Origin of the sequence: Pseudofrankia saprophytica, from assembly GCF_000235425.2 — a bacterium.
Lineage (GTDB): Bacteria > Actinomycetota > Actinomycetes > Frankiales > Frankiaceae > Pseudofrankia > Pseudofrankia saprophytica.
Map to the genome: position 1 here is coordinate 821,796 of NZ_KI912266.1, position 15,510 is coordinate 837,305.

At 71.4% G+C, this 15,510-nt stretch carries 14 protein-coding genes; 6 read left to right on the top strand and 8 right to left on the bottom strand.

The window, feature by feature from the left end; translation table 11 throughout:
- Nucleotides 1–207 precede the first annotated feature (207 nt).
- Nucleotides 208–1,362, bottom strand: coding sequence for a helix-turn-helix domain-containing protein (locus FRCN3DRAFT_RS55850; RefSeq protein WP_007508714.1), 1,155 nt, complete (start codon nucleotides 1,360–1,362; stop codon nucleotides 208–210).
- A gap of 75 nt (nucleotides 1,363–1,437) precedes the next feature.
- Here FRCN3DRAFT_RS55850 and FRCN3DRAFT_RS0203645 point away from each other — a divergent pair, with 75 nt between their 5' ends.
- The gene (locus FRCN3DRAFT_RS0203645; RefSeq protein WP_007508713.1) at nucleotides 1,438–2,004 is read left to right on the top strand and encodes a VOC family protein; all 567 of its coding nucleotides are present in this window, start codon (nucleotides 1,438–1,440) and stop codon (nucleotides 2,002–2,004) included.
- 114 nt (nucleotides 2,005–2,118) lie between these two features.
- On the opposite strand, the gene FRCN3DRAFT_RS0203650 is transcribed toward FRCN3DRAFT_RS0203645, so the two are convergent.
- Together FRCN3DRAFT_RS0203650 and FRCN3DRAFT_RS0203655 are read right to left on the bottom strand one after the other, a co-directional pair.
- On the bottom strand, nucleotides 2,119–3,237 hold the full coding sequence (locus tag FRCN3DRAFT_RS0203650) for an SRPBCC family protein (RefSeq protein ID WP_007508711.1): 1,119 nt from the start codon (nucleotides 3,235–3,237) through the stop codon (nucleotides 2,119–2,121).
- Nucleotides 3,238–3,744: 507 nt separating this feature from the next.
- Nucleotides 3,745–4,530, bottom strand: a complete 786-nt coding sequence (locus FRCN3DRAFT_RS0203655; protein WP_007508707.1) for a winged helix-turn-helix transcriptional regulator — start codon at nucleotides 4,528–4,530, stop codon at nucleotides 3,745–3,747.
- Between the two features lie 237 nt (nucleotides 4,531–4,767).
- Between FRCN3DRAFT_RS0203655 and FRCN3DRAFT_RS0203660 the strand changes: the two genes are divergently transcribed.
- From FRCN3DRAFT_RS0203660 to FRCN3DRAFT_RS42470, 3 genes are all read left to right on the top strand, one after another.
- Nucleotides 4,768–5,619 (top strand): class I SAM-dependent methyltransferase, encoded by an 852-nt coding sequence (locus tag FRCN3DRAFT_RS0203660; RefSeq protein WP_007508706.1) that lies wholly within the window; start codon nucleotides 4,768–4,770, stop codon nucleotides 5,617–5,619.
- Nucleotides 5,620–5,787: 168 nt separating this feature from the next.
- On the top strand, nucleotides 5,788–6,408 hold the full coding sequence (locus FRCN3DRAFT_RS0203665; RefSeq protein WP_007508705.1) for a GNAT family N-acetyltransferase: 621 nt from the start codon (nucleotides 5,788–5,790) through the stop codon (nucleotides 6,406–6,408).
- 66 nt (nucleotides 6,409–6,474) lie between these two features.
- Entirely contained in the window at nucleotides 6,475–7,263 is a 789-nt protein-coding gene (locus FRCN3DRAFT_RS42470) for a class I SAM-dependent methyltransferase (RefSeq protein ID WP_007508704.1), read from the top strand.
- A gap of 150 nt (nucleotides 7,264–7,413) precedes the next feature.
- On the opposite strand, the gene FRCN3DRAFT_RS0203675 is transcribed toward FRCN3DRAFT_RS42470, so the two are convergent.
- From FRCN3DRAFT_RS0203675 to FRCN3DRAFT_RS0203690, 4 genes are all read right to left on the bottom strand, one after another.
- Entirely contained in the window at nucleotides 7,414–8,250 is an 837-nt protein-coding gene (locus FRCN3DRAFT_RS0203675) for a VOC family protein (RefSeq protein WP_007508701.1), read from the bottom strand.
- A 51-nt stretch (nucleotides 8,251–8,301) separates the two neighbouring features.
- Entirely contained in the window at nucleotides 8,302–8,940 is a 639-nt protein-coding gene (locus FRCN3DRAFT_RS0203680; RefSeq protein ID WP_007508699.1) for a pyridoxamine 5'-phosphate oxidase family protein, read from the bottom strand.
- Nucleotides 8,941–9,045: 105 nt separating this feature from the next.
- On the bottom strand, nucleotides 9,046–9,900 hold the full coding sequence (locus tag FRCN3DRAFT_RS0203685) for a helix-turn-helix domain-containing protein (protein WP_083401160.1): 855 nt from the start codon (nucleotides 9,898–9,900) through the stop codon (nucleotides 9,046–9,048).
- A 47-nt stretch (nucleotides 9,901–9,947) separates the two neighbouring features.
- Nucleotides 9,948–11,597 (bottom strand): MFS transporter, encoded by a 1,650-nt coding sequence (locus tag FRCN3DRAFT_RS0203690; protein ID WP_007508695.1) that lies wholly within the window; start codon nucleotides 11,595–11,597, stop codon nucleotides 9,948–9,950.
- 231 nt (nucleotides 11,598–11,828) lie between these two features.
- Here FRCN3DRAFT_RS0203690 and trxA point away from each other — a divergent pair, with 231 nt between their 5' ends.
- On the top strand, nucleotides 11,829–12,209 hold the full coding sequence (gene trxA, locus FRCN3DRAFT_RS0203695; protein WP_007508694.1) for a thioredoxin: 381 nt from the start codon (nucleotides 11,829–11,831) through the stop codon (nucleotides 12,207–12,209).
- Between the two features lie 30 nt (nucleotides 12,210–12,239).
- Complete coding sequence (locus tag FRCN3DRAFT_RS0203700) at nucleotides 12,240–12,680, top strand: NUDIX hydrolase (protein WP_007508692.1); 441 nt, start codon at nucleotides 12,240–12,242, stop codon at nucleotides 12,678–12,680.
- Between the two features lie 94 nt (nucleotides 12,681–12,774).
- Here the strand turns inward: FRCN3DRAFT_RS0203700 and FRCN3DRAFT_RS0203705 are convergent, their stop codons facing one another.
- On the bottom strand, nucleotides 12,775–15,087 hold the full coding sequence (locus FRCN3DRAFT_RS0203705) for a hypothetical protein (RefSeq protein WP_007508691.1): 2,313 nt from the start codon (nucleotides 15,085–15,087) through the stop codon (nucleotides 12,775–12,777).
- Between the last annotated feature and the right edge of the window lie 423 nt (nucleotides 15,088–15,510).

Below are 15,510 nucleotides of genomic sequence, written 5' to 3' on the forward strand. Positions count from 1 at the left end.
CCTGGGAATTCCCTGGGAGATTCCTGGGAGCGCCCCGGGAACCAGAGCCGGCGCCGAGGCCTTTCAGGCAATCTTCAGCTATTAAGTTCCTGTCAGCCGTACAGGTCCCGAGTGGACGGTTGGCCGCAGGTCTCCCGGTCCGGGCACGAGCCATGGAACGTCGCGACCGTAACTCTGCCGTGCTGCGATCGAATGCATCAGGGCGGTTCAGCGGCCCGTGGTGACGGCGGACGCGGCGTAGGCGCCGGGTGGGACACCGACGATCTCTCGGAAGTCGCGGTTGAAGTGGGCCTGGTCGAACCAGCCGAGGCTGGCGGCCAGCTCCGCGAGGTTGATCCCGGCCGGGTCTCCGGCCGCCGCCGCGGCGTCGAGCGCGGCCTGGGCGTCGTGCAGGCGGAAGCGGCGCAGCACCCACTTCGGGCCGACGCCAACATAGCGGCGAAAGAGACGCTGCAGCGTGCGGGGCTCGATGTCGTGCCGCTCGGCGACGGCCTGGACGGCTGTGAGCGCGCGGTCGGCCAGCATGTCGGCGACGATCGCGAGCACCTGCTCGTATCGCGGGTCGGGGGCGGGCCGCCTGGCCAGGAGGAACTCGTCCATCAGGGCGACTCGTTCCTCGTCCTGCGCCACCGCGAGGATCGCAGCCTGCAGGTCATGGGCGTCCTTCGCCAGCGACGCGGGCCGCCGGGCGACATCGCTGGCATTCCCACCCAGAGGCCCGGGCCCGCCGCCGGCCTCGCCGCCGTCGACCCCGCGCCTGTCGACCCCGCCGCCGTCGGCGCCGTCGGCGTCGCCGCGGTCAGCGCCGTCGGCATCGTCGATGTCGGCATCGTCGGAGGCCTGGCCGCCGTCGGCTCCGATCCAGCCGGTGAGGGCGTCCGCGAGCGGGACGGCGCGGTCGGTGTAGGCGGCGACGTCGGCACCCGTGAACGCGGCGAAGCCGCCCGGGCGGAACTTCACCCCAAAGACCCGGCCCTCGCCGTGGAGAAGAATGTCGAAGCGCCTGGTCACCACGCCGTGCACGAGGGTCCCCGGCATCGCGTACCCGTGCCGCGGGCCGGCGCCGGACTCCACCGACAGGTGCACCGCCGGATGACTCAGCACCGATGAGAGATACGACGTGCCGGGCGGCAGGTCCCAGCGGATCGTCCAGTACCGCTCGATCCAGAGCCCGAGATCCGGATGCGCCGCCGGACGGCCCAGGGTGAAGTGCCGCAGCCCCTCGTCGGGACGCAGCACGCCGGCGAGCGACGCCGTCGCCGGCCGCGGCAGCTCGGGTGGCAGTGACCGGGGCGGCGCGGCGGCGCCCGGCCGTGACGACGGCACCCCGGGTGGGGGCGCTCCCGGTTCTTCCGAGGCCACTGGTGGTTCCGAGGCCACTGGTGGTGTCGCGTTCGTCCAAGGCCGCACCCCGCCAGCGTAGGCACGATCACTGACATGACCACAGACACCAGCCAGCTCGGCGACACCACTGCCACTACCACTGCCCCGACCGCCACCGGACCGGCGCCGGCCGTGAGCCCGGTACCCGCCGGATACAGCACCCTGACGCCGTTCTTCGTCGTCGACGGTGCCGAGCAGGCGATCGCGTTCTATGAGGCGGTGCTCGGCGCCCGGGTCGTCGGCCGCAATGACACCCCCGACGGCAGGGTCGCCCACTGCGAGCTCCAGGTCGCCAACGGCCGGATGCAGCTGTCCGACCCGGCCCCCGACCACAACCTGGTCGCGGCGTCTGGCGGCGACGACGTGAGCCGTTCCACCGTCGCCTACCTGCCGGACGTCGACGCCGCCTATGCCCGGGCCGTTCAGCTCGGCGCGAAGGGGTACGGCGAGCCGTCGACCTTCGTCACCGGCGACCGCTTCGCCGCGTTCCTGGACCCGTGGGGCCACCGCTGGGCCGTCATGACCCGGGTCGAGGACGTCGACCCCGCGGAGGCTCAGCGCCGCGTCGACGCCTGGCTCGCCGAATCCGCCGACGCGGACGAGACCGGCCCGGAGAACTGAGACCACGAAGAAACCGGGGCCGCCAAGAGCTTGGGCCCTGAAGAAACCGAGAAGAAGCCGTCTGGCCCGGAAACGCGACCCGCGTTTCCGGGCCGACGTCTCGGAGCCGGCGCCTCAGCGTTGTCTGCGGGCGAGGGCGCGCGTGTTACGCCTGACACGGATCATCTGCGTCATTCGCGTCTGCTCACCCAGGCGGTCGTCACGGCGCTCGGGTTCGAGCACACTTCTGATCGCCTCGTTCTCCCGGTTCAGCTCGTCGCCGGTTCCGCTGAGCGCGTCCAGCATGCGCCGGCGCTGCTCCGGCATGAGCGTCGGCTTGGCGCCGAGCCAGACGGTGCGGGTGAGCCGGGTGGCGCCGGGGCCGAAGGCCCGCAGCAGCGTCTCGGCCCGCAGGGAGTGGTTGCCGGCGCTGCGCACGATCGTCCGGCGCGGCGGCTCGAACGCGATGATCTCCGTCTCCTGGGCGAGACCCTCGGTGCCGGGAACAGTCGGGTGGCGCTCGGTGACGGTGATCCGCCCGACGCCGGCCGGTGTGCCCGGCTTCCGGTAGGCCCGCGCGACGGCGGGGTCATAGCGGGGCAGGTTCTCGGGGTTGTCGAGGAACTCCCACACGTACGCCCGCGGCCGCTCGACGATGACGGTCGACTCAGCGACCTGGATCCATTCCACCAGGTGCCGCGCCTGGACCAGGCTCAGCACGTGTTTCCCGTCGGTGACCGCACCCGAGGCGAGCACCCGCGGCCACAGGTTCGCCGCCGCCTGGAAGATGTTGACGCCGCAGAACAGGACGAGGATGGCGCCGACGTAGGCGACCAGATCCTGCTCGGCGAAGACTCCGGTCGCCGGCAGCGGCCCGTTCCCGATCTCGGCCGCGCACGACTGCGAGGAGAGACCGCAGCGGGCGAATCCCAGCCCGTCGGGCAGCGCCAGCGCGAGGGCCACGAAGTTCATCGCGATGCCGCCGCTGTAGGCGACGACCCCGCGCCACCCCGATATCCAGCCGTGCCGGGGAGAAATGAGCGCCGCGGCCTTGCCGAACTTGCGGCCGAACTGCAGGAACCTGCCGGACCTGGTGAAGTCGGCGCTGGTCCCGCCGACGACGAAGCCGCGGACCCGGTAACCGACGGAGAGCGCCGCCAGGGCGTGCCCAAGCTCGTGGATCACATTGCTGACCAGCACCACCACGGGCACGGAGGCCACGATCGCGACCAGAGACAGCCACTGCTGCGCCACTCGTCTCCCATCCAGATCATCCCCATCCGCCCCAGACATCGTTTATCAGACGACGTCGAAGACGGGCGGAGGGCCCCGGACGCGACGCTCCCAGGTAGCGGCTCGTAAGCGCTTCGTTGGCCGGGAACGGGGCATCCGAGAAGGGGACGATGCAGTGGGAATGGCCTAGTCGAGGAGGTCTCGCTCCTCAGTGGTGATCCTGTCGACGCATCCATCCACGGCCGGGCTGGGGGCCTTCCCGTAGATCTTGTCGGGAACGGCTCCCGCCGATCCGCCGGACGCCTGTTCCGATACGCAGTGAGCGATCACCCCTCCTCGACGGGCGAGGCTCGACACATGATCGCCGAATGGGTATGGGAGGCGGCACTCCACACCCTTTTTTGCCCGATTTATCCATACCCGGTCTGCGATCAAGATGTGATCCGCCCCCCAGACAGGCCGAAGATCACCAGCTGAGTATGCGATTGGGCGTTGACGACCGGGCAACGAAGATCCACCGGAAGCGAGCTACCCGGCCATCGCCTCGTCGCGGGCGCCCGGGATGGCGGCGAGGGCCGCGGCGTGGGCCGCGAAGACGTCGGTGTAGGTCGGGACGGGCATACCGGCGCCGCGCAGTTCCGCGCGCCGCAGGCCCGCGGCGAAGAACCCGTTGTCGAACCAGGTCGGGAAGTCCCGGGCCAGCGCCGCCGGACCGCGCACCTCGACGTGGCCGGCGTCCAGCAGCGAACGGAACGAGACCCTGCCGAGAAGCCATCGGTGCATCTCACGGGTGCTGGCGCTGATCGAGAGCTCGGCGTCCTGTCCCGGGTCGTCCCTGCAGACGGTGATCACGGGACGCTCCATCTCCAGCCAGCCCTCGGCGGCACCAGGGCCGGTGAGGATGACGTGCGCGAACGTCCGTCGTCGAGGCAGCCGGTCGATGACCGCGTGCTGGTGCATCCGCCAGATCAGCGACAGGCCGTCACAGTCGTCGTCATCCGGGTCATTGAAGATCCATTCGGCAGCCCACTGACCCATCGCCCAGATGATGGGCGTGATCGACCAACCCGCCGCCGTCAGGTCGTAGCGGCCGGGGCGTCCCCGCTCAGCCGACTCCCGGACGACGAGGCCCTGGCGCTCCAGCTGCCGGAGCCGTTGCGCGAGCAACGTCCGGCTCATCTTGGGTACACCACGGTGAATCTCGTTGAAGCCGCTCGCTCCGATCATGAGCTCGCGGATGATCAGCGGCGTCCAGCGGTCGCCGAGGACCTCGACACACAGCGAGATCGGACAGTAGTCCGAATGGATTGCCATTCGATCATGAGAACATGGCCACCCGCCCACTGGGTAGTCCAGATCCTGTACCGAAGCTGACAACCAGCGGACACCCGCCAGTACAGGAACGCGACTGGTCCCCGGCCCGGCCCCCGACCGAACCTTCTTCCAGGCACAACGAGCAGGCGGCGACCGGCCCACCGAGGGTCGCGGCGGCGCCCGCGACGTCCCCGCCCTGGGCACGACCGACCCGGGCAACCTCGAAGGAGAAGAGCAATGACGCTCACCCCCACGACCCCTACCCCCACCGCGACGGCGACCGGGCCGGACCTGGCCGCGGTCAAGGCGAAGCAGCAGAAGACGTGGTCCAGCGGCGACTTCGCCGTCGTGGGCGCGCGCATCGTGCTGCAGAGCGAGCTGCTGGCGGAGGCGGCCGATCTACGCGCCGGCTGGCGGGTGCTGGACGTGGCCTGCGGGTCCGGGAACGCGGCGCTCGCCGCCGCCCGGTCGGGCACTTCGGCCGTCGGCGTCGACTACGTTCCCAGCCTGCTGGACACCGCCCGTAAGCGCGCCGCGGCCGAAGGACTCGACGTCGAGTTCCGCGTCGGCGACGCCGAGGACCTGCCCGTCCCCGACGGCTCGTTCGACGCGGTGCTGTCGGTCTTCGGCTCGATGTTCGCGCCCGACCACCACCGGGCCGCCGCCGAGCTGATCCGCGCGACCCGGCCCGGCGGCGTGATCGGCCTGGTGTCCTGGACGCCGTCCGGGTTCATCGGCGAGATGTTCCGGACGATCACGAAGCACGTCCCCGGGCCGAAGGGCGTCCAGTCACCGATGCTGTGGGGGACCGAGGACCACCTGGCCGAGCTGTTCGGCGGCGCGGCGGTCGAGATCCGGTCGACGCAGCAGACCTGCGTGTTCCGGTTCGCCTCGCCGGAGGAGTTCGTCGGCTTCTTCCGACGCTGGTACGGGCCGACGTTCAAGGCCTTCGAGGCGCTGGACGAGGACGGCCGCGACGACCTCGCCGCCGACCTGGCCGACCTGGCGCGCCGCTGGGACCGCCACCAGGACGGCGGCAGCGTCGCGCTCCCGTCCACCTACCTCGAGACGATCATCTCCTTGCGCTAGCCGCCAGCCGCTAGCCGCCCGGCGCTCGACGCCTGACGTCAGGCGCCCGACGTCAGGCGCCAGCCACTTGGCGCCCGACGCTTGGCGTCAGACCTTGGCCACGTTACGTCAACATGACGTTGCCCCCCATGGGCTCCCGACACGGTTGGCCATCGAGAAAATGGTGGCATGGAACTCGCACAGCGGGCCGACGCGCCACCGACCGCGGAATCCCAGATCGTGATCAGGCCGGCGGCGGGTCGGGGCGACGCCGCCATCATTCGGGAGATCTACGCGCCCTGGATTCTGGAGACGGCGATCTCGTTCGAGGAAGCCGTTCCCAGCGTGGACGAGATGCTGGAGCGGATGAACGCGCGGCCGCGGATGCCATGGCTGATCGCCGAGGTCGACGGCGAGCCCGCCGGGTACGCCTACGCCAGCCGGCACGCGGCCCGCGCGGCCTACCGCTGGTCGGCCGACGTCTCCGTCTACCTGACGAAGGGGCAGCGGGGCCGCGGGCTGGGCCGCCGGCTGTACGACCACCTCATCCCCGAGGTGCGCGCGCTCGGCTACGTGACGTTGTTCGCCGGGGTCACCCATCCCAACCCGGCCAGCGTCGGCCTGCACACCGCGGTCGGCTTCCAACTAGCCGGTGTTCACCCGAACACCGGCTACAAGTTCGACCGTTGGCACGACGTCGGCTGGTACGTCCTCACCCCCGACGGTGGCCCGCCCGCCACCCCGGCGGAGCCGCTCGAGTGGGACCCGTCCGACCCCGTCGCGGCGTCGTCCGAGGCCGCGACGGGCTGAGCCGGAAGCCCGGGAAGCGCCAGCGAATCGGAAGATCAACGGGGCTCGCCGTCATAGGGTGAGGCCGTGCCGGAGTCCGTCAATTTTGACCGGATCGCTGACCGTTACGACGACACCCGCGGTGGTGAGGCGCGCGGCCGCTCGGTCGCCACCCAGGTCGGACCGCACCTGCCGGCCGGCAGGCTGCTGGAGATCGGCGTCGGGACCGGGCTGGTCGCCGCCGCCTTCACCTCCCTCGGTTGGGAGGTCATCGGCATCGACCTGTCGGCGCAGATGCTCGCCTACGCGGCGCGGCGGGTTCCGGGACGGGTCGTGCGCGCCGATGCGAGCGCGATCCCGCTCCCGGACGCCAGCGTCGACGCCTGCCTCTCCGTTCACGTACTGCACCTGGTCGCCGACACCTCCGCCGTCCTGGGCGACGTGGCCAGAGTGCTGCGGCCCGGCGGATGCCTCGCGGTCGTGGGCAGGGGCGACCATGACACGGTCTCCGACGTCGACCGCCTCATGGATGCGATGAGCGCCCGGCTGGACACCTACCGGTTGCAGGCCGCCCGATCCCGGCCCGAGTCGGTCATCGAGACGGCCGAGCGGCACGGGCTGCGCCTGGTCGAGAGATTCCCCATCGGGCAGGAAGAGGACGCCGCGACGCCCGAGCAGGTCGCCGCGGAGACCGAGAGCCGGCTCTGGTCCCGGCTGTGGGACCTGCCGGACGACATCTGGGCCGCCGAGGTCGAACCGACGATCAAACAGCTACGTCAGCTCCCCGACCAGGACCGGCCGCGTCCCGTCGTGGCCTACTCACCGGTGCTCGTCTTCGAGGCCACCGCTGGCGCTCCCGAGGGCCGCGCCGACTGATCGCCGGCCGATCGCTCGGCGCGGGTTGCTCCCAAAGCACGGGCTGATCCCGAGGCGTGGGCTGATCCCGAGGCGCCGGCTGGCGCCGAAGGGTTCTGGTCCGGGCCGGGTGACCCTGCCGGGGCCGGACCAGAACCGGAGGGCCACCGGTCAGCCCGTCGGCGCGGCGTTCGGGTCCTTGTTCGGGCCGACCAGCTTGAAGACCGCGCCGGTCACGTCGACGGCCGTGGCGAGGCGGCCGTACGGGGTGTCCATGGGCGGGTTGACGGTCTTGCCGCCGAGCTCGGCCGCCGTCGCGAGGGTCGCGTCGACGTCCTCGGTCGCGAAGTACACCGACCAGTGCGCCGGCACCCCGGTCGGCAGGAAGGCGGCGGCGTCCATGATTCCGGCCAGCGGCTCGCCGGCGGCGTTCACCAGGATCGTGTAGCGGAACTCGTCGGTGTCGCCCACCGTCTTGGTGTTCCAGCCGAAGACGTCGCGGTAGAAGGCGACGGCCGCCTGGTGGTCGCGGGTGAACAGCTCGAAGTGGGCGGGCGCGCCCGGCTCGGCGGTCACCCCGAGGCCGGTGTGCAGCCCGGGCTGCCAGATGCCGATCATGGCGCCGGTCGGGTCGCCGACGACCGCCATCACGCCGAGATCGCCGACGGCCATCGCCGGAGCGATCACCTGGCCGCCCTTCTCGGCCACGGCGGCGACGGTCTTCTCGGCGTCGTCGGTACGCAGGTAGACCGACCAGACGTCGGGCACGCCCTGGTCCGGCTGGGACTGCATGCCGCCGGCGATGGGCTGGCCGTCCCGCAGGAAGTTGAAGTAGCCGCCGAACTGCTCGTTCGGCTCCTGCGCCGTCCAGCCGAACAGCTCGCCGTAGAACGTCCGGGCGGCTGCCGGGTCGGTCGTCATCAGGTCGACCCAGACGGGGGCGCCAGCAACAGTGGTGTCGAGCGGAGGCATCGCGAGCTCCATCTTGCTGATGAGGTCAACGGACATTCAGATAGACCCACCGGCCGTTGCGAACTCATCGGTGCCCGTAAAGATCCCTCAGCGCAGCGTCGGGGCCAGACCGACAGGGGTGGGCAGGATGCCGCGGTCCCCATCCGGCTCGGGCACCCCGGCGACGAGCCGGATCGGAACGACGCCAGCCCAGTGGCCGAGCGCGTGGTCGGCCTCGTCGTCGATCGGGCCGCCGGCGCGGGCCTTGAGCGCGACATCCGTGCCCTCGGCGGCGAGGTCGACGGCGAGCACCGCCGTCGCGGCGAGCTCCTTGGGCGACGGCGGCCGGCACTGCGCGGAACGGTCGGTCCCGACCCGGTCCACCAGCGCGGCGAGCATCCGGGTCTTCTCGTCGGCGCCGGCGACCAGCAGAGCGTCGCCGTGGACGACGACCGACCGGTAGTTCAGCGAGTGGTGGAACGCGGACCGGGCGAGGACGAGGCCGTCGAGGAGTGAGACGGTGACGCACACCGCCAACGGCTCCGGGCGCGCCGCCGCGAGGATCCGCGCGGCCGTCGAGCCGTGCACGTAGAGGGTGTCCCCGACCCGGGCGTGCAGGGTCGGCAACACGTGCGGCCGGCCGTCGATGACGACGCCGACGTGGCAGACCAGCGCCTCATCGAGCACGGAGTAGGCGGCGGCCCGGTCGGCGATGATGCGGTCACGGTAGCGGCTGGGGCGCAACATGGCGCCATCGTGTGCGGCGTCGCCGGGCGGCGTCCACGGAATTTCGACATGACGCCGCCAGCAGTCCGGCCCGACGAAAGCGCTGTTCAGCGGCTCGCGGTATCGCTACCCACCGCCGTCATGCAACGCGCGCAGCGCGGTCGCGGTCGAGGGGTCGGCGGGGAAGAAGGACTCCAGGGCGAGCTCGGCGACGGTGACGTCGACAGGGGTGCCGAAGACCGACGTCGTGCTGAGGAAGGTCAGCGTCGTTCCCTCGTGCCGGAACCGCAACGGGACGATGACGTCACCGGGTCCGGGTAGATCCACCAGCGGTTCCGCCTGGTCGCAGGGGTACGTCGTGAGCTCGTCGAGTAGCGCGAGAAGCTCCGGGTCGGCGCTGGCGCGCACCTGCCGGCGCAGCCGGCCGAGGATGTGCGCCCGCCACTCCCCCAGGTTCACGATGTGCGGTGCCAGCCCGTCCGGATGCAGGCTCAGGCGCAGCACGTTCACCGGCGGCTCCAGCAGCCGCGGGTGGGCCTTGCTGGTGAAGACGCTCAGGCTGGCGTTCGACTCGACCAGGTCCCAGCACCGGTCGACGAGCAGCGCCGGGTAGGGCTCGTGACCGCGCAGCAGCTGCCGGGCCGCCGCCAGCACCGGGGCGAGCGGCGGCGCGCCGAGCGGCGTCTCGCGGTAGGCGGGCGCGTGGCCGGCGCCGAGCAGCAGCTCGTTGCGCCGCCGCAGCGGGACGTCGAGGTGCTCGGCCAGCCGCAGCACCATCTCGGCGCTCGGCCGTGACCGCCCGGTCTCGATGAAGCTGAGGTGCCGGGCGGAGATGTCGGCCCGCAGCGCCAGCTCCAACTGGCTGAGCCGGCGCATCTCCCGCCACCGCCGCACGAGCACCCCGACCGGTTCGTCGGTGGAGCCGCCCGCCGTGGCCTCGACACCAGCGCGGACGCTCCTCGACATGGTCCGCGTCGTCATCACCGTTACCGCCCTCCTCCTGGATGCCCTGCCTCACCTACCTTCGGTCATTCCGGGGGTACGCCGCCTCGGCGGGTGGCCGGCAGAAGCATGAGCAGGCCGGCGCTCACGACCGAGGTGGCGGCGAGGTAACCGATCGACAGGACCAGTGCGTGTGGGTAGGCCGCCGGGCTGTCGGCGCCGGCCGCGCCGCCCGAGCGGTCGAGCGCGCCGAAGAAGATGACCCCGACGATCGCGACGCCGAAGGCGTTGCCCACCTGCTGCGCCGTCGCGAGCAGCCCGGACGCGGTACCGGCATGCCGCGGCGCGATACCGGCCAGGATGACCCCGATCAGCGGTGCCATCACCAGGCCCATCCCCGCACCGATGATCAGCAATGGTGCCGTGAGCAGCCAGGCCGAACCTGTCGTTCCCACCTGGTGGACGACGAGCGCGAGCAGTCCGAGACCGGCGGCCATCGCCAGCGCGCCGGCCGCGAGCGCCGCCCGACCGAACCGGCGGACCAGCGGACCACCGGCGAACGACGTCACCAGGTAGCCGGCGGCGAGCTGGGTGAACACCAGGCCGGCACGCAGCGCGTCCAGCCCCAGCCCCCGCTGCAGGTAGAGCGCGAGGACGAGGAAGAAGGACGCGACACCGGTGAAGAACACCAGGGCCGCGAGGAGACCGACCGTGAACGCCCGCTCCCGGAAAAGAGCCAGCTCGACGAGCGGCACCCGGCCGCGCCGCGTCATCCACCGCTGGTGGGGACCGAAGACGGCGAGCAGCACGGCGGCGCCAGCCAGGCAGAGCCAGGTCCACAACGGCCAGCCAGCCTCCCGCCCCTGCACCAGCGGCAGCACGGCCGCGACCAGCACCGTCGTCGCCAGCGCCGCCCCGACAAGATCCAGAGCGCCGCCAGTGCCGACGCCGGCGCCACCGTCGGCCCTCCCCCCGGCGGCACGGGCCCGCTCATCGAGGTCGGGCGGCCCGTCGAGGCGGGACTCGCGGATCGCCCTCGGGGCGAGCACGACGACGGCCACACCGATCGGAACGTTGATCAGGAAGCAGGTCCGCCAGCCGAGGCCGGCGACGTCCGCCTGCGTCAGCGCGCCGCCGATGAGCTGGCCGCAGGCCGCCGCCATCCCCATGGTCGTCCCGTACGCGGCGACCGCCCGCGCCCGCCGCGCGCCGACCCGGCCGACGCTGATGATCGAGAGGATCTGCGGGCTCATCAGCGCCGCGGCCAGGCCCTGCGCGACCCGGCCGACGATCAGCGTCTCGCTGCTGTCCGCGAGCCCGCAGACCGCCGACGCGACGGTGAAGAGCGCCATCCCGACGATGAACAGCCGACGGCGGCCGTAACGGTCGCCGAGCCGCCCGCCGGTGATCTGACCGCAGCCAAGCGCCAGGCCGAAGCCCGCGACCACCCACTGGACGGCGGCCGGGCCGGCGCCCAGGTCGGCCTGCATCGACGGGATCGCCACGTTCACGATGAAGAAATCAAGAATGATCATGAAGATCCCGGCGAGCAGCACGGGCAGCTCGAGCCGGGCCGCGAAACCCGACTCGCGGCCGGGGCGCGGTTCGCGCGGCACACCCGCCTTGCCCGGTCCCGCGGCCTGAGCCGCCGTGGACGGTGCGGCCGGCGCGGCCGGCGCGGCCGGCGCGGCCGGCGCGGCCGGCGTCAGGGCCTGGTCTTCCCTGGTCGCTGTCAACGGTGCCTCCGAACCTCGATCGGTCAGTGGCACCCACCGTCATCGCCGGGCCGATTCCGGTCGATTACCTCCGGCGTAAGCAGGCGTCCGGCAGGGGGTCGCGGCGCGGCCGGCCCCACCGACGACAGCCTTCGGGGGTCGAGATCGCGGCGTCGACCTGGCCTGGCGGGAATGCCGAGGCCCCGTCCGTCCTTGAGTTGGGCTAAGTGATCCGACGGAGGAAGGCCGGCGATGGCGACCAAGGAATTGACCAAGGAGAACTTCGACGAGGTGGTCGGTGGTGAGTCCGATCTCGTTCTGGTCGATTTCTGGGCGTCCTGGTGCGGGCCGTGCCGGATGTTCGGACCGGTGTACGAGCGGGCGTCCGAGAAGCACCCGGACGCGGTGTTCGGCAAGGTCGACACGGAGGCGCAGCCGGAGCTCGCCGCCCATTTCGGCATCTCGTCGATTCCCACGCTGATGATCGTGCGGGACAACGTCGTGCTCTACTCCCAGCCCGGCGCGCTGCCGGCGGCGGCGCTCGAGGACCTCATCACGCAGGCGAAGGCCGTCGACATGGACAAGGTCCGTGCCGAGGTCGCCGCGGAGGCCAGCGGCAGCGCCACCAGCTGAGCAGCGAGATCGTCAGCTAGCGTCCAGGGCGTGGCGAAAAATCCAAGAATCCGGCCTATCGCGCTGGCCGCCGTGCGACGCGAGGACGACCTGCTGGTTTACCAGGGGAAGGACCGCGTGACCGGCGACCTGATCTTTCGCCCGCTGGGCGGCGGTGTCGAGTTCGGTGAGACGGCCGTCGAGGCCGTGCACCGCGAACTGCGCGAGGAACTGGGCGCCGAGCTGACGAACGTCGAGCTGCTCGGTGTGCTGGAGAACATCTTCAGCTGGGAAGGCCGGCCGCACCACGAGATCGCCTTCATCTTCGGCGCGGATCTCCTCGACCGCTCGTTCTATGAGCGCGACGAGCTGGGCAAGGTGCTGGACGCCGATGACGACGAGGTGAGCTGGCAGCCCCTCTCCCATTTCGCCCAGCCATCGCCGCCCGTGCCGTTGTTGCCCCCGGGCCTGCTCGGGCTGCTCAGCCGCTGACCATCGCGTCCGGGCGTGGGCGTCCGGGTGTCCGGACGCCCGGAAGCCAGGACGCCGGCCGCCGAGGTCCTGGAGCGAGACGATCGCCGCCTCGTCAGGAGCGCCGCACCCGCCAGACGGTGAAGTCGACCGGAATGGACGTGGCGTGGTCGGGGCGCGCGGTCTCGCTTTCCTCCCAGAACGGCAACGAGGCGGTGATGTGCCGCGCGGCGACGAGCTCGACGCCCGGGATGTTCGGCACGTCGGTGCCGGACCCGATGACGAACACGGGCGAGTCCGGGAAACCGCTGAGGAAGTCCGCGACGTAGGCGGGCCTGTCCGCCTCGTCGTCGGGCAGCAAAGCTGACAGCTCGCCCCGACCGAGCCACAGCGCGGCCGGGAAGAGGTCGCTCTCCGTGAGGCAGCAAGGCTCCCGTGGCCAGAGGTAGACACCCTGGCGCCCGTCAGCAAGCGCGGTGAGCTCGGCTGTCACCGCGAAACTGCCGCCCATCTCGTCGTGGTGACGCAACGGAAGCGACTGCGGCACGAAGAAGGCGAGCAGGCCGCCGAGCGCGGCGACCGCGGGCAGGCCGACCGCCAGCCGCGTCGACAGGCGGCGGGTCGCGAACGCCGCCAACGCCACCCCGAGCGCGATCCCGGCCAGGGCGAGCAGTCCCGGCAGCGCCACCGGCACATAGCGACGCGCCCACCACATCAGCCGCACCGAGTTGCGGGTGTGCCAGGCGTAGACGGCCAGCAGCGGCAGCGTCGAGAGGGCGACTGCCCACAGCATGGCGTTCCAGCGGCGCACCGCGACCAGGGCCAGACCCGCGAGCGCCAGCAGGAACCCCGGCCAGGACACGAACCAGGCCAACCGGTCGAGAGACTGCTCGTCATAGGTGCGCTGGCGGCCCAGGCCCTCGAAGAACTTGTAGTCCGCGCCGAACAGCTGTCCGCGCAGCGCACCGAGCACGAACAGCCCCGCCGCGAACAGCACGACGACCACGCCCGCGAACAGCTGGAACCGTCGGTTCCGATCCGCCTGGCTGACGGTGTGCGGGCCGCTGACGGTGTGCCGGCCGCGGACGGCCTGCCTGGCGATCATCCGTCTGACGACGGGGCGCGCCAGGAGGCCGACCGCGAACAGCACCGCGACGATGCCCGCGATGGTGGGCAGATCCGGGATGCCGTTGATGAGGGTGTAGTCGCGGTTCGCGTCCGGCGAGTAGGCCTGCCACAGCGCGTGCGGCAGCACGATGGCCACCCCGGCGGCGAAGGCCGCCGCGCGCCGGTCGAACCGGCGGACCGCGACGAGCGCGGCCCCGGCCGCCGCCGCGAGCAGCAACGTCAGCATCCCGTCGGCCCGGTCAAGGAAGCCGATACCGGCGAGAACACCAGCCAAGGCCGCCGGAAGCCGGGAACCGGTGGCCAGAGCCATGACAACGCCGAACAGGGCGGCGACGAAGAACAGCTGGGCGCTGATCTCGGACGACGGGTACTTGGCCTGCCAGACCTGCAGCATGTTCGTCGCGAGCAGCGCGCCGGTGGCGGCGCCGGCGAACAGCCCGGCCGCGCTGGCATACCGCCCGGCGCCGCCCGCAGCCGGTGGGGCCGGGCCGCCGAACGCGCTGGTGACCGCGCGCCGCACGACGAGCGTCAGCGTGCACACCGCGAGCAGGCCGCACAGCGGCCCGACCTGGATGAGGGCACGTTCGCCACCGAGGTCCGCGGCCGTCGCCAGCAGAGCCGGCCACAGCGCGTAGAACTGCGGCACGATCACGTCATCGTGGGATATCCACACTCCTGGGAATCGCGCTCCGGGAGAGGCCGCTTCCACGTGCGGCACCCGAGCCGGGTCGGAGGCCGGGTCGCGGAAGGAATACCCACCTGTCCGGGCGATCTCCATGCCGTGGGCGACGTAGCCTCCCGGGTCCTTGTCCGCGGCGCCGTAGTCAAACCCGGGGAAGAAGAAGAAACCCGCGAGGGCGGCGACGCCGGCGATCACCACGAGCCCCGCGGGATCGACACGGATTCGTACCCGTCGCCGTGGCTCGACGCCAGAAGCCCGGCCGGAGATGCCAGAAGCTCCGCCGGAGGCGGCCGTCCCGCCAGCGGGGAGAGTTCCCCGAGGTTCCTCGACGGTCAGCTCCCGGGAAGGGCGGCGGCGCGCGGCGACCAGCGCCCGACGACCGAGGGCGACGCCGGCCACCGCCACCAGCACGGCCGCCGTGGTAGCGGCGACCGCCGCCAGGCTGTGCGCACCAAGGTCGGCGAGCGCCAGCGACACCCAGGCGACCAAGGACAACACGAGCACCAGGCCGCCAATGATCGCCTCGGACAGCCACACCGTGGCCGGCCGGGCCTCCCCCTGATCAACCGATGGCACAGAGACGCCCCCGTCCGCCTCCGGCACAACCAAAGCGGTCATATCGGCACATTAACCTGACTATGCGCCGATAAACCTATGGTTTCTGTTAAGAACACCTCTCAGCCACAAACAGCGACCCTGCGCGAGATCCGAAAGATCGAGCAATCTCGCGGTGACCGACAACCTGCCGGATATGACCACCGACCGTAAGACCGGCGCCACTCGTCAATACCCGCGGACGAGGACCGCCAGGCACCCGCCGCTACGGAAAGTAGTCAACAGATCGACCGGCGGATGTTGACTCCGCCCTCGAGAGAGGGCGAAGCCGTCTGGAGGCCAAAGAACAGAAGATCAGTAGTCGGAGGATCGGCGCCTGGAAATCGGAGATCAGCGGCCAGACGACTGGAAGGCCAGGCCCCAGAAGGCCGAAGGCCGGAAGGCCAGAGGGCCAGAAGATCGGTGGGTCAGCGGGCCGGCGGATCA

Coding starts and splice junctions, on each gene's coding strand:
- FRCN3DRAFT_RS0203645 (WP_007508713.1), top strand. CDS start 1,438: ATGACCACAGACACCAGCCAGCTCGGCGACACCACTGCCACTACCACT.
- FRCN3DRAFT_RS0203655 (WP_007508707.1), bottom strand. CDS start 4,530: ATGGCAATCCATTCGGACTACTGTCCGATCTCGCTGTGTGTCGAGGTC.
- FRCN3DRAFT_RS0203660 (WP_007508706.1), top strand. CDS start 4,768: ATGACGCTCACCCCCACGACCCCTACCCCCACCGCGACGGCGACCGGG.
- FRCN3DRAFT_RS0203665 (WP_007508705.1), top strand. CDS start 5,788: ATGGAACTCGCACAGCGGGCCGACGCGCCACCGACCGCGGAATCCCAG.
- FRCN3DRAFT_RS0203675 (WP_007508701.1), bottom strand. CDS start 8,250: ATGTCCGTTGACCTCATCAGCAAGATGGAGCTCGCGATGCCTCCGCTC.
- FRCN3DRAFT_RS0203680 (WP_007508699.1), bottom strand. CDS start 8,940: ATGTTGCGCCCCAGCCGCTACCGTGACCGCATCATCGCCGACCGGGCC.
- FRCN3DRAFT_RS0203685 (WP_083401160.1), bottom strand. CDS start 9,900: ATGACGACGCGGACCATGTCGAGGAGCGTCCGCGCTGGTGTCGAGGCC.
- trxA (WP_007508694.1), top strand. CDS start 11,829: ATGGCGACCAAGGAATTGACCAAGGAGAACTTCGACGAGGTGGTCGGT.
- FRCN3DRAFT_RS0203705 (WP_007508691.1), bottom strand. CDS start 15,087: ATGACCGCTTTGGTTGTGCCGGAGGCGGACGGGGGCGTCTCTGTGCCA.